This is a genomic window from Dokdonia sp. PRO95, from assembly GCF_000355805.1.
Lineage (GTDB): Bacteria > Bacteroidota > Bacteroidia > Flavobacteriales > Flavobacteriaceae > Dokdonia.
Window position 1 is genome coordinate 1,261,453 of sequence record NZ_CM001837.1, and the last position, 13,624, is coordinate 1,275,076.

Here is a 13,624-nt window from a genome sequence, read left to right on the forward strand (position 1 = left end):
GAATTAAAGGTTGCTTTCTAGCTCGCTGTTTTTACCTAAGAAACCGTGAGCTTTTGCCTCGCGGTATTCTGTATCGTTATCGTCATACTTTTTGATTTCCATAATCCAGTATACGATTGCAGCTGCACAAATGAGCATAAATAACCAGTTTACTCCGTTAGCAAGCCACCAGTTGCTCAATTCTAATTCGGCAAGGGCGTTAAAAGGTGCAAATAAAGTTGCTTCTGCAAATTCTTCAATGCCTTCGAAAAATCCTGTCAAACTCATAATGTTGTATGTTTACAATATTGAAATCTTAATTACACATCACATAAAGATGTTATTGCAAAAATAGGAAAAAAACTAGCTATGCTCACAAGATTTTTTGGGACTTCAAAACCACTCGCCATTGCGCTTGTTTTGATATATATGACCTTGGGGTTTTTCTATAGCCATAGGGATATATTTACAGAGCCATTTACATGGCTAGGCATATCTGTAACGTTAGGTATGTGGTTACTTTATGTGCTCACTATGTTTATATTGAGTTTTGTTTCTCAAAAAAATGACCTTACTAAGCGATCTTCATATGGAGTACTCTTGTTTGCAGCATTTAGCTTAGCATTACCAGTCGCTCTAAAGGATCACGCCATATTAATAGCAGGTTTCTTTATCTTAATCGCGCTGCGTAGGATCATCAGTTTCAAGTCAGAATTACACATGGAGCGCAAGATTTTTGACGCGGCATTATGGATACTATTAGCGTCACTTGCCTTTTATTTTAGCTGGTTGTATGTTATAGCGATTTATCTAGCGTTACTTTTTTATAGAATTACGGTAGTAAGATATCTCTTTATACCACTATTAGCGCTACTAAGTTTTGGTGTGATTTATTATTCTATTTTATTATTTCAGGTGGGAAATCCGTCTGAGGTTTCGTTATCATTTCAACCCATATCACTAGATTTTACAGCTTATAATAATCTACAAGTGCTCGGTGCAATCGCTTTCTTCATTGGGACATTATTATGGACCATCTGGAAGTATCTAGGTGAGCAACGAAGAGCCTCCACTGGATCAAAAAGTAGATACTCCGTTATTTTAGGAATACTAGCTGTAGGGCTATTGGTAATCTTGTTTACCACTACAAAAACTGGAGCAGAGTGGTATTTTATTATTCCTGTAATGACCATTATTGTAAGCAATTATCTAGAAAACACAGAGAGCCTGCTCTTTAAGGAAAGCTTACTATGGTTTATCATATTATTACCTATTCTTATTCATCTACTACCTTAATTTTATAGCTCTTGTTTCTAAATCCAAGGCTACTGTTAACAAGTAAAGGCAGTGGGCTATTCCAAATCAAAAAATAATATCTTTGTAGACAATGCATGTTGCCCGTAATCCTTAGGGATTTTAACCGTTTTCCGACGCACTAGGCATTATAGAACAATTACATTATAGAAAACAATTATATGTTTACAGAAAAGGCAAACGCCATTTTTAAAGAAGCAATCGATACCTATCATTTAGTAAATACGGTAGACCAACCTTTTACTAATAAGTATGATAAAAATGAAGATTTATTGGGTCATCTGTTGTACAGAAAATGCTGGATAGATACGGTACAGTGGCACTATGAAGACATCATTCGTGATCCGCAGATTGATCCAGTTGCAGCCTTGACTCTAAAACGTAAGATTGATGCGTCTAACCAAGATCGTACGGATATGGTAGAATATATAGACAGCTATTTTCTTGAAAAATATAACAGCGTTGAGGTTAAAGAAGGCGCTACAATTAATACAGAAAGTCCGGCTTGGGGAGTAGATCGTTTATCCATCCTAGCACTCAAAGTATACCATATGGAAGAGGAAGCAACTCGTACAGATGCTAGTGATGCACACCGAGCTGCTTGTAAAACTAAACTTGACATATTACTTGAGCAACGCGTAGACCTTTCGACAGCGATAGATACCTTACTTGAAGATATCTCAAAAGGTGACAAGTACATGAAAGTCTATAAACAGATGAAAATGTATAATGATGATGAGCTCAACCCTGTACTGCGCAACATCAAAAAATAATTATCTATTGTAGGTTTTAGTTTAAATCGATAAACCCTTCACAAGTCTAGCGAGATAATGACTCAACAAAAACACATGCTCATCATTCGTCTCTCTGCAATGGGAGACGTTGCGATGACGGTGCCTGTGGTGTACGCTTTCGCGAAAGCGAACCCAGAAATAAAAATATCCTTCCTTTCAAAACCTTTTTTTAGGCCTATTGTAGAAGCAATGCCTAATGTATCCTTTATCGCTGCCGAAGTCAATACCATACATAAAGGGGTGAGCGGTATGTGGAAATTATCGCGCCAACTTAAAAAGTTAGGAATTACACATGTAGCAGATATGCACAATGTAATTCGGTCAAAAATGCTGCGTAAGTTTCTTAATCTTCCCAGCGTTTCCTTAGATAAAGGTAGACCAGATAAAAAGGCACTCACTAGAAGCACAGATAAAGTTTTTAAAGCTCTCAAGACCACAATAGCAAGATATCAAGATGTTATTGAAGGGTTAGACGGACATCATTTTATACCAGAACCACTCCCTAAACCTAACAAACAAGATGAGGTTATAGAGTTTACTGCTGGTTGTCATAAAAAGTGGATTGGTATAGCACCTTTTGCTGCACACCTAGGGAAGCAATATCCACTAGACTTGATGGAACAAGTCATTAGAGAGTTAGATGGTAAAAAGGATTACAATTTATTTCTTTTTGGAGCACCAGATGAGGAGGAGATACTAAGGGATCTTTCACAAGGTTGCATGATGACAAAAGTAGTTGCCGGAAAACTCAAATTTAAAGAAGAAATTAATTTTATAAGTCAGCTAGATCTTATGCTCGCTATGGATAGCGGTAATGCGCACCTAGCAGCAATGTATGGGATTCCTACGGTGACATTGTGGGGAGTAACACACCCATACGCAGGATTTGCACCATATAACCAAGAAGCAAATTGCTTACTTTCAGATAGAAAAAAGTATCCACAAATACCTACCTCTATTTACGGAAACGTAGTTCCTGAAGGCTATGAGGATGTGATGAGGACTATCTTACCTGCTGATATTGTTGAGAACGTGACAACTATAATCTAGTTTCAAAGTGTTATGCACGCATAGCAATATTGTTTATATTTGTTTAAATTAAATGTTTTATGAGCGCTACAAAACCTACCCTAAAAGACTTACTTGGTATTACACATCCTATCATTATGGCACCTATGTTTTTGGTGTCTAATGTTGCAATGCTTAAAGCCGGAATGCAAAACGGTATCGCTGCTTGTGTACCAGCACTCAATTATAGAACAATAGACGAGCTTAAGGCGGCAATTACAGAACTTAAAGCTGCCAAAGTTCCTGGAGGGGCTTTTGGTATTAACCTCATTGTAAATAAATCAAACATGAAATACCCTGCACAACTGGAAGCGGCTTGTGAGCTAGGGGTAGATTTTATAATTACATCTTTGGGATCTCCACAGATGGTAATTGAGCAAGCAAAACCTAAAGGAATCAAAGTGTTTTGTGATGTAACAGACCTTGGCTATTCAAAAAAGGTGGAGGCTATGGGCTGTGATGCTCTTGTGGCTGTAAATAATCAAGCAGGAGGACACAGAGGTAATATCGCTCCCGAAGCATTAATAAAAGAACTTGATGAAAACTGTACAATTCCAGTAATCACTGCTGGAGGCGTTGCAAATAAAGCAGATCTAGAACGCGCTATGTCTTACGGTGCCATAGGAGCAAGTATAGGAAGCCCTTTTATAGCATCAGAAGAGGCTCCAGTATCTCAAGAGTACAAACAAGCTTGTGTAGACTTTGGCGCTAAGGATATTGTGATGACTCAAAAGATTTCTGGTACACCTTGTACTGTCATAAACACGCCTTACGTTCAAAAGATAGGGACTAAACAAACGTGGTTAGAAGGCTTATTTAACAAGAATAAGAAGCTTAAGAAGTGGGTTAAGGCCATACGTTTTGCAAAAGGAATGCGTGACACTACAAAAGCTGCTCAGGGAGCTACTTATAAAACAGTATGGGTTGCAGGTCCATCTATAGAAGAAACGACTGCTATAGCGCCTGTGGCAACTATTATTAAGAAGTTTATATAGAAGTACGCTTTCGCGAAAAAAGGAACTGTCATCTCGACGCTAGGAGAGATCACACAAGCAGCTAAGGAATATAGCTCTACAAGTAACATTTTAAAATTTATCCTATAATTTTTTCAGTGTTATGCGATTTCTCGTCACTCGTACCTCGCTCTGTCCAAATGACTACATATTGTCATCTCGACGAAAAGGAGAGATCACACAGGCAGCTAAGGAATCTAGCTCAACGAGTAGCGTTTTAAAATTTCTCACATAACGTTCTCACTCTTATGCGATTTCTCGTCACTCGCACCTTGCTCTGTCGAAATGACTACAGATTGTCATCTCGACGTTAGGAGAGATCACACACGTAGCTCAAAGTAGAGCGTTTCAAAGGTTTACTTACTTCAAATAACCAAAATCTTTCAGATCTTTTGAGGTATGAACTTCATGAGCAACACCATCTTTTAACACCAAGTTCTTAGTAGAAACGTCAAATACATCTGTATAATAGTGATCTGTGAGTATGATTCCTTTTTTCGCTTTAAGCGAAATTAAAAACTCTTTTATTTTCTCCTTGTAAAGCGGTTCAATCATAGAAAAAGGCTCGTCCAGCATTAAGAAAGGGTGGTTGAGGTTTGCGACAAGTAGTAATTCTAGATAACGTATTTCTCCCATGGAGAGTAGGCCAGCTTTTCTTGAAGCAATTTTTTCAATAAATGGAGCTCTAAAGATGGTGTCTTGAGCATCACCACTTTCATGAAATAGCGGAATAATATCTCTCACTTTTAAATGCTTGGGTAAGAAACTTTCTTGTGGTAAGTAACCGATAAGTTGCTCAGGTATGATGCTTTTAGGTACAATGGATGTACCATTTATGCTAAGCTCTAAGCGCGTAGGTTTAAGTGTTCCAAAAAGAATTTTAAGAAGTGTAGATTTTCCAGAGCCATTCTTTCCAAAAAGTCCTAAAACATCTTCTGTGCTAAGATTAAAAGATACATCTGTGAGTATATTTTTCCTTCCAAAGTTTTTGTAGAGACCGTGTACGTTAAGTTCATTTTTCATAGAAACGGCAGTACAAATACAGTGAGTATGCAGGCAAGAACAAAGTTTACCGCCCATGCACGTAGTATCAGATAGCGCTTTGTAAAGCCGAGATTATAATACATATAATATTGCTGCTTCTGAAAATATGCAAATGCCAAAACGCCTAAGCCAGTGCCAAAAACTCCAAAAATAATGATGGTGGTAATTATCCCTACAGAGATGCGTTCACTAGCGGAAACGTGAACAAGCCCAAACACTAAGCAAATGCCTGCAGCGTATAAAGTTACATCACGGTAATAGGTCCACATGGATGAAAAGTAAGGAAAGTAATTGTTTTTGCAAATGAGTAATGATGGTTAAAAAGCAGTGATTGTAAGCTTTAAGAATTATTCAAAAACCTAAAGAGCTTTCTTAAGTCATTATCTTCCTTAAAGGATAACTTTTCATCTTTCATAAAGGTTTTCACTGCATTAGACTCATTATCAAATTGATTGATAATAGAAGATTTTTTCAGTTTTATCTTTATTATTTCGTCATCTTGAGAGATGTAATAATTACTATTAATAACTATTTGATCATTTAATTTACCCCTATATGGGTCTGATCCTCTTTGTATAAGCTCTGCTTTGAAGTCTTTTAATAAAGTTTTTCCGTTATAACTTCCTAACTCTTGAAAGAGCACAAATTTATTTTCTATTTTAAAATACTTAACTACGTAAGGACTGTAGTTAATACTTACTCTTTTAATGTCATCAAGTTCAAATATGTACACAGATTTCTCTGATATTTTTGATTCAAATGAACCTTTATCAGCGTTAATGTTGAAGTTTTGCTCTAAGACATATTTTTTGCCATTATTTAACTCAATTACAGCATTATTTTCCCAATTTTCAAATACGTAATATGATCCTTCAACATTAGTTGGCGAAGAAGAAAACATACTCGAACTTCCTGATGCTGTGCCTATAGTATTAGGCGCTCCAGCATTTGATATAGAGGAAAGAGCATTAAAATTAGTCTCGGTAACACTACTTTGTTGTCCAAAGAGCGAAAATGTGGTTAAAATAAATATTGTAGTGACATGTAGGGATAGTATACATTTCATGATTAGATGTTTGCAGTTAAAACATCAATGTAATAAATATAAATAGTTTTACATGAAATATAGACAACATTAACTAATTGAATATAAGCTGTTTATTGATGTTCTTGATTGCTATATTTTATACACTCCCTTACCACCATGTTGCCCTATAACAAAAGCATTAAATTCCTTTAAAAATAATTTTTTATCTAAGGCATGCTTTTCGGCAGTTGCTCTTAGTCCTTTTTTCAGTGCGGCATTTTTCTTAAGAATGGAAACTAAAAACCAAATAAGTATAGCAATTATTAATAATCCTAGTGTGAGCATTGTCATTTCTATAATATTCTTCTCTGAATAAGTAACACGTTTTCCAGCAATAAAAATGCTGTAAATACCAAAAAGTCCAGCTACTGCAAAACCTACGTATCGTACATTATAAGTAGTTTTCATATACAATACATAACTATCAATTTGGGCTTGAAGTTCTTGAGACGGTAGTGTGGATAATATTGGGAATTCTTGTAGGTCAGTATTCATTGTGCTACTTGTTTAATACGTTTTATAATTTCTTTTGCTTGTTTTTTATTGTCAAACTGCCCAAGGCTAAAAGTTCCATTTTTAATAACACTATTAACGTTTGCAACGCTTACTATCTCGTTCTGTATGACAAGTACAAGTTTACGTTCATAAACGACGCCACCTCTTCGCGTGATGGGAATACCCTTATAATTGGTTGTGAAGTTTTCAAGCTCTTTGCCAGTGAGGTCGTCTAGCTTAAAGAATATGCTCCATATTGGATATCCTTTTGGCTTGCTTGCCATTATCTTTTGAATGTCTTTAAACTCTATAAGCGCAGTATTGCTATAATGTATAAGTCTTTTGTCATCTGGATTAATGCCAGAGGGATCTTCGTCATTTATGGTTTGTGCATAAAAGCCGTTATAGAATTTTTGTAATAGAGGCGTCTCTTGCTGAGCTTGAACAGCAGTAACAAATAAAAAAAGAAGTATAGGTAGTGTATTATAAATTTTCATCCTTATAAAGGTAGCCTGCAATATATCTACAAATGATAAGCACATGCAAGCTATTAAAAAGAAAAAAACTCATTAAGTAACTATACCCAATGAGTTTTAAAAATATGTTATCGTAAAAGACTACACATCATCAAAATCTACCACAATCGAAGCTGAGGTAGGATGCGCCTGGCAGGTAAGTATTAATCCTTCGGCTACTTCTGAGTCTGTTAAGATTTGGTTTTGTGACATGACTGCTGTTCCTTCTGTTACACGAGCAATACAGCTGCTGCATATGCCGCCTTGACAAGAATGTGGAGCATCTATGTCTTGATCTAACGCTACATCAAGAATGACAGCATCTTTCTCCATAGTAAACTCAAATTCCTCATCGTCACAAACTACTTTGATGGCAGTTTTCCCATCTAGGTTGGCGTCAATAGTTACCTCTTCTGTACTTGCAGTAAAAAGTTCGAAGTGGATATTTTCTTCCTTAGTATCGTTTTCCTTAAGCACTTTAGAAACTTCTTTGATCATGGCTTCTGGGCCACATAAGAAGTACTCGTTAAAGTTATTTGACGCATATTTATTCTTTACTACAAAATTAACTGTAGCCTTCATAATACGTCCAAAATGTGCTCCATCTACTCGTGTTTGAGAGTAAATAAACTCTATAGAGAAACGATCTTTATACTGGTCGCGTAAGGCAATTAACTCATCGCGGAACATGGCTTCTTCTTCGGTGCGGTTTCCGTACACTAGAACAAATTTACTATCTGCAGACTGTGATAATGTAGTCTTAATCATTGATAAGATAGGCGTGATTCCTGATCCTGCAGCAAAGGCTGCGTAGGTTTGCGCTTTCGCGAAAGCGGAATTTTCAATTTTAAAACGTCCTTCTGGTGTATGAACGTCCATGGTATCACCCTCCTTTAACTCACGGTTTGCATACGTAGAAAATGTACCATTCTCAACTTCTTTTATCGCAACAGTAAGTCCTTCTTGAGGAGTGCTGCAAAGAGAATATGCGCGACGAACTTCCTCGCCATTAATTTGAGTTTTTAAAGTTATATATTGTCCTGCAGAGAAGTTAAAATCTTCTTTAAGCGAATCTGGAACAGCAAAAGTTACTGCCACAGATTTTTCTGTAACGCGCGTAATGCTTTGTATATGAAGTGTATGAAATTGTGACATTATGTTTTTTTTGTAAAAATACAAACGATTGCGTTTTGTATGTAACATTATCGAGAGTTTAAATACCTATACCTCGCTAAATAACCTGTGATTATGGTAAAACAATTTATAAGTCTAGAGTGGAAGGCTTTTTTTAGAAGTGCTTCTTTTCAAACCAACCTCGCTCTCAAGATCTTGATGATTTTTGGGGTGTTGATGATGATTTTGTACCTAGGAGGTGCAGGTGTAGGACTCTATTTCCTTCTTGAGAAAATGGACCTCGAACCTTTTGCCACGGTAAACATGTTTATGATTTATTATGTAGTGGGTGATCTCATTATACGATACATGGGGCAGAAAATGCCGGTAGTAAACATCAAACCGCTATTACTACTGCCTTTTAAGAAGACTAAGATTGTAAAGTTTGCATTAGGTAAGACGGTACTTTCTTTCTGGAACTGGATGCATGCATTTTTCTTTATTCCATTCTCTATAGTCTTAATTGCACAAGACTTTAATCCGCTGGGAGTATTGGCATGGCATATTGCAATGTTCTGTTTTATATATGCAAATAACTTTATCAATGTCTTTTTAAATGATAAGTTGTGGTTAGTAATAGGTGTGGGAGCACTTTTTGCACTTCTAGGCGCTGCTCAGTATTACGAATATTTTGATATTACTGCTTTCACCCAGCCATTCTTTCAAGGGCTGTATGAAGTGAAGTGGACGGTTATTTTCCCTATAGCACTACTTGTTGTGGTGGCAACCATCGCATTTAAATATTTCTTAGCACGATTATACCTTGATGCAGGGCTGGCAAAAAAGGTGAGTGAAGCAAGCGGTGGAGATTTAGGATGGTTAGACCGTTTTGGGAAACAATCTACATTTCTCAAAAATGACATTAGACTTATAATGAGAAATAAACGCTCTAAGACTACGGTCTTTATGAGTATGATGTTTTTGTTTTATGGATTGTTGTTTTTTGGAGTAGAGGTTTATAGTGGTCCGTTCTGGATGATGTTTGCGGCAGTGTTTGTGTCGGGAGGGTTTTTGTTCAGTTTTGGTCAGTTTGTTCCATCATGGGATAGTGCTTACTATCCGCTCATGATGACGCAAAATATTGCTTATAAAGAGTATTTAAAATCAAAGTGGTTACTAGTGGTAATCGCCACTCTTATCTCTGCAATACTTTGTATTCCTTATGTTTACTTTGGGGTAGATGTACTACTCGCCATCATTGTAGGCGCCATTTTTAATATGGGAATTAACGCTCACTTAGTATTACTGGGTGGTGCGTTTATAAAAACACCTATAGACTTACAGAGTGGTAAAAAAGCCTTTGGTGATAAGAGCTCTTTTAATCTTAAAACATTACTCGTGAGCTTGCCAAAAATGCTCGGACCTATGGCTTTATATGCTATAGGCCACTTTACAGTAGGTCCCATGCTAGGGTATGCACTTGTTGCTATAGTAGGATTGATAGGTTTTGCCTTTAGAGATAAAGTGTTTGACCAGATTATTAAAATATATAAGAGCGAGAAGTACAAAACGCTTGAGGCTTACAAACAAACTAAATAATACAGACTATGATTACTATAAACAACTTATCAAAATCATATAGCGGAGTAACAGTTCTCAATCTTGAAGGGTTTGAGATTCCTAAGGGACAATCTTTTGGACTAGTAGGTAATAACGGCGCGGGAAAAACAACACTTTTCAGCTGTTTGCTAGATCTTATCCAGCCTACTTCTGGCTACATAGAAAATAGTGGGGTAAAAGTGCATGAAAGTGAAGATTGGAAAACACACACCGCATCTTTTATAGACGAGACTTTTCTCATAGGTTACTTAACACCAGAGGAATACTTTTACTTTATAGGAGACTTGAGAGGTGAGAATAAGGCAGATGTAGATGCGTTACTTGCAACTTTTGAAGACTTCTTTAATGATGAGATTATTGGAAAACGTAAATATCTGCGTGATCTTTCTAAAGGAAATCAGAAAAAAGTGGGTATTGTAGCTACACTTATAGGAAAGCCTGATGTTATTATTTTAGATGAACCTTTTGCAAATCTAGATCCAACTACGCAAATAAGGCTTAAGGGAATCATCAAGCAAATGGCCATTGACAAGGAGGTTACAGTACTAGTTTCAAGTCATGATTTACAGCACGTAACAGAAGTTTGTGAGCGTATTGTGGTGCTTGAGAAAGGAGAACTTGTAAAGGACATTATTACCTCACCGGCTACTCTTAAAGAGCTAGAAGGTTATTTTGCTGGCAATGAGGTAATCACAGGGGTGTAAATTTTGGGTAAAAAAAATGGTCACAATAAAGTAACCATTTCCTAAGTTCCCCAACTTAATTGTTCAAACCTTATAAAGGTCTGAACAGTAAAAATACTAAAGTGCTTGCAATCAACGATGAACATGGGGTAATTTTTATGAAAAAAATTCAAACGATTGCGTAAATACGCTTTTTGATACTTTTTTACTGGAAATAGGATACTTCTTAATAAGTGAATACTATTTAATTACGGATAGAAATCTTCGTTTTTTCAAAAAGAAGCGTATTTTTACGAGCCTCCATACTAATTACGGTAAATTACAGTTCCCTTTAGTAAAAACAAATAAGGTTTGAAATTACTCTTAAGACGTTTATTCTTTACTGGTGTTATTACACTATCTCTATCGAGTTGCTCTCGTAAGAACGATTCTTTTTTGAGCCGTAACTTCCATGCTGTTACTACAGAGTTCAATACATTGTATAATGGAAACGTTGCGCTAGAAGAAGGCAAGAACTCCCTCGTACAAACCTTTAATGATAATTATTGGGATGTTTTACCTATTGAGCGCATCGCTTTTGAAGAAAATACAGCTCTAGGAGAAGAGAATAGAGACCCTAACTTCTTAAGAGCAGAAGAAAAAGCCATAAAGGCAATACAAAACCATGCTATGAAAATAGATGGTGAGGAACGCAACCCACAAATGGATGAAGCTTTTCTTCTATTGGGTAAAGCACGTTACTACGATCAGCAATTTGTACCTGCTTTAGAGGCTTTTAATTATGTACTCGCATATTATCCCAAGAGTAATAACATAGCACAAGCCAAGGTCTGGAAGGCAAAAACAAATATTAGGCTTGAGAATAATGAGGTAGCAATTAAAAATCTTAAACAAATTTTTGAGGTAGAAAAAGATCTCAAAGATCAAGATATTGCAGATGCTCATGCAATGCTCACGCAAGCATATCTCAACCTTGGTATTCAAGATAGTGCATTTCAATATATACAAAGTGCGGCAAAGCTTACAAGAAAATCTGAAGAGCGCGGTCGCTACAACTATATTTTAGGCCAATTATACAATAGAGCAGGCGAGTATTCACTCGCAAATGAAGCGTTTCAAGATGTTATTGATCTCAACCGTAAAATACCACGTAAATACCATATTAACGCACGCTTGGAGCAAATGCGTAACTACGATTATAAAGTGGTAGATACGCTAGTAGTAAGAGAGCGCTTAGATAAAATGGTTCGTAACCGTGAGAATAGACCATTTTTAGATAAAATCTATTACGCAAAAGCAGACTTCTTTATGAGAACAGGAAGAGAAGACTCTGCAATTGTTAATTATAATAAGTCTTTAAGGCAAAGTAGTACAGATGATTACTTGCTTTCTAGAGATTACCTAGCACTCGCAGATTACAATTTTGAGCAGGCCTCGTATAAAATTGCGGGAGCATATTATGATAGTGTTATAGGAAAAATTAATGATCGTAGCCGTGAGTATCGTACTATCAAGAAAAAGCGAGAGAATCTAACTGACGTTATAGATTATGAAAACCTCACACAGCGCAATGATAGCATCATTGCTTTAGTGACACTTTCAGAAGACTCACTTACGGCTTATTTTGATAACTACATTGCGCAAATCAAAGCAAAAAAGGAAGCAGATTCTATTGCACGTGTTGATAAAATACGTAACAATGAATTTTTTAATGCTTCAGGTAGTGGAGCTAGAGAATCCGGTGGAGAGCCAGGAGAGTTTTATTTCTATAATGATGTAGCAGTTGCATACGGAAAACAGTCTTTTGAAAGAAGATGGGGGAAACGCCGTCTCGTGGATGGATGGAGATTATCTTCTGTACAATCTGTACCTCTTAATTCGAGTAACTTGCCAGTTGCCTTAGATAATCCAGATCTTGACGGAGAAAAAGACATGACTACGGCAGATTATATTGCAAGCTTACCAAGGGAGAAGACTCAAGTAGATAGTCTGTTAAAAGAACGCGACTTTGCATACTTCCAGCTAGGTCTTATTTATAAAGAGAAATTTAAAGAATATCCTCTGGCAGCCCAGCGATTAGAAAAATTACTAACTTTTAATCCAGATGAAAAGTTGGTGCTTCCTGCATTATACAATCTCTACCAAGTGTATGGGACTATGGACGCTTCCGCGAAAGCGAATACCTACAAAAATAAAATTACAACGGAATATCCAGATTCTCGTTATGCTACTCGCATCAATAATCCAAACAAAGCATTAGAAGCCGATGCAGAGTCTCCAGAAGAGGTGTATAAGGGATTATATAAGAGATTTCAGAACCAAAATTTTGTAAATCTCGAGAGCGATTTAAATAAAAGAATCGATCAGTTTTATGGCGACCCTTATTTACCAAAGTTCGAATTACTTAAAGCAACAGTCGCTGGAAGATATGAAGGGTATGAGGCTTATAAGAAAGGGTTGAGCTATGTAGCACTTACATATCCTCGCACAGAAGAAGGAAAGAAAGCACAAAGCCTACTGCAAAATGCACTCCCTACCATGAAGTTTGATCAATTTGATGACGAGTCTATTGCAATTAACTATAAAATAATCTATCCATTTAAAAATAGTAATATTCAAGGAGCGAGAGATTTACAGCAAAAACTTTTAGAAAGTTTTGAGGAGGTGGGCTATACGGAGTTTTCAACCTCTATAGATGTTTATGATGCACAACAATCATTTGTTGTAATTCATTATTTAAGTAGCCGCAGCCAGGCAGAAGGCCTAGTGGAGTTGCTTAGTACTAATAAAGATATTTTGATAACGTTACCTAGTATGGTAATCGCATCAGAGAATTATAAAATAATTCAAATGCATAAAAATCTTGATGCATACAAAGCACAAGATTCAAATTAACTGA

At 36.4% G+C, this 13,624-nt stretch carries 14 protein-coding genes; 7 read left to right on the forward strand and 7 right to left on the reverse strand.

What is annotated here, in order from left to right:
- Positions 1 to 3: 3 nt before the first annotated feature.
- On the reverse strand, positions 4 to 267 hold the full coding sequence (locus D017_RS05455) for a hypothetical protein (RefSeq protein ID WP_013750694.1): 264 nt from the start codon (positions 265 to 267) through the stop codon (positions 4 to 6).
- Between the two features lie 81 nt (positions 268 to 348).
- Here D017_RS05455 and D017_RS05460 point away from each other — a divergent pair, with 81 nt between their 5' ends.
- From D017_RS05460 to D017_RS05475, 4 genes are all read left to right on the forward strand, one after another.
- The gene (locus D017_RS05460) at positions 349 to 1,275 is read left to right on the forward strand and encodes a DUF6427 family protein (protein ID WP_035335126.1); all 927 of its coding nucleotides are present in this window, start codon (positions 349 to 351) and stop codon (positions 1,273 to 1,275) included.
- A gap of 179 nt (positions 1,276 to 1,454) precedes the next feature.
- Positions 1,455 to 2,066 carry a DUF4254 domain-containing protein gene (locus D017_RS05465; protein ID WP_035335129.1) on the forward strand — a complete coding sequence of 204 codons (612 nt, stop codon included), beginning with the start codon at positions 1,455 to 1,457 and terminating at the stop codon, positions 2,064 to 2,066.
- Positions 2,067 to 2,123: 57 nt separating this feature from the next.
- Positions 2,124 to 3,137, forward strand: a complete 1,014-nt coding sequence (locus tag D017_RS05470) for a glycosyltransferase family 9 protein (protein WP_035335130.1) — start codon at positions 2,124 to 2,126, stop codon at positions 3,135 to 3,137.
- A gap of 59 nt (positions 3,138 to 3,196) precedes the next feature.
- Positions 3,197 to 4,150, forward strand: a complete 954-nt coding sequence (locus D017_RS05475) for a nitronate monooxygenase (RefSeq protein WP_035335132.1) — start codon at positions 3,197 to 3,199, stop codon at positions 4,148 to 4,150.
- 378 nt (positions 4,151 to 4,528) lie between these two features.
- Here the strand turns inward: D017_RS05475 and D017_RS05480 are convergent, their stop codons facing one another.
- The 6 genes from D017_RS05480 to D017_RS05505 all read right to left on the reverse strand — a co-directional run bounded on the left by D017_RS05480 (position 4,529) and on the right by D017_RS05505 (position 8,464).
- Positions 4,529 to 5,191 carry an ATP-binding cassette domain-containing protein gene (locus D017_RS05480; protein ID WP_035335133.1) on the reverse strand — a complete coding sequence of 221 codons (663 nt, stop codon included), beginning with the start codon at positions 5,189 to 5,191 and terminating at the stop codon, positions 4,529 to 4,531.
- Positions 5,188 to 5,481 (reverse strand): hypothetical protein, encoded by a 294-nt coding sequence (locus D017_RS05485; RefSeq protein WP_035335135.1) that lies wholly within the window; start codon positions 5,479 to 5,481, stop codon positions 5,188 to 5,190. Before D017_RS05485 ends, D017_RS05480 begins: the two co-directional genes overlap by 4 nt.
- A 71-nt stretch (positions 5,482 to 5,552) precedes the next feature.
- Positions 5,553 to 6,278 (reverse strand): hypothetical protein, encoded by a 726-nt coding sequence (locus D017_RS05490; RefSeq protein WP_035335136.1) that lies wholly within the window; start codon positions 6,276 to 6,278, stop codon positions 5,553 to 5,555.
- A 111-nt stretch (positions 6,279 to 6,389) separates the two neighbouring features.
- Positions 6,390 to 6,794, reverse strand: a complete 405-nt coding sequence (locus D017_RS05495; RefSeq protein WP_035335138.1) for a hypothetical protein — start codon at positions 6,792 to 6,794, stop codon at positions 6,390 to 6,392.
- Entirely contained in the window at positions 6,791 to 7,291 is a 501-nt protein-coding gene (locus tag D017_RS05500; protein ID WP_152023868.1) for a hypothetical protein, read from the reverse strand. The genes D017_RS05495 and D017_RS05500 overlap by 4 nt, the downstream gene beginning before the upstream one ends.
- 120 nt (positions 7,292 to 7,411) lie before the next feature.
- The gene (locus D017_RS05505; RefSeq protein ID WP_035335140.1) at positions 7,412 to 8,464 is read right to left on the reverse strand and encodes a ferredoxin--NADP reductase; all 1,053 of its coding nucleotides are present in this window, start codon (positions 8,462 to 8,464) and stop codon (positions 7,412 to 7,414) included.
- A gap of 93 nt (positions 8,465 to 8,557) precedes the next feature.
- Between D017_RS05505 and D017_RS05510 the strand changes: the two genes are divergently transcribed.
- The 3 genes from D017_RS05510 (at position 8,558) to D017_RS05520 (ending at position 13,620) form a co-directional block, all read left to right on the forward strand.
- Positions 8,558 to 10,021, forward strand: coding sequence for a DUF5687 family protein (locus tag D017_RS05510; protein WP_035335142.1), 1,464 nt, complete (start codon positions 8,558 to 8,560; stop codon positions 10,019 to 10,021).
- Positions 10,022 to 10,029: 8 nt separating this feature from the next.
- Positions 10,030 to 10,746, forward strand: coding sequence for an ABC transporter ATP-binding protein (locus D017_RS05515; protein WP_035335144.1), 717 nt, complete (start codon positions 10,030 to 10,032; stop codon positions 10,744 to 10,746).
- A 330-nt stretch (positions 10,747 to 11,076) separates the two neighbouring features.
- The gene (locus D017_RS05520; protein ID WP_035335145.1) at positions 11,077 to 13,620 is read left to right on the forward strand and encodes a hypothetical protein; all 2,544 of its coding nucleotides are present in this window, start codon (positions 11,077 to 11,079) and stop codon (positions 13,618 to 13,620) included.
- Positions 13,621 to 13,624: the final 4 nt, after the last annotated feature.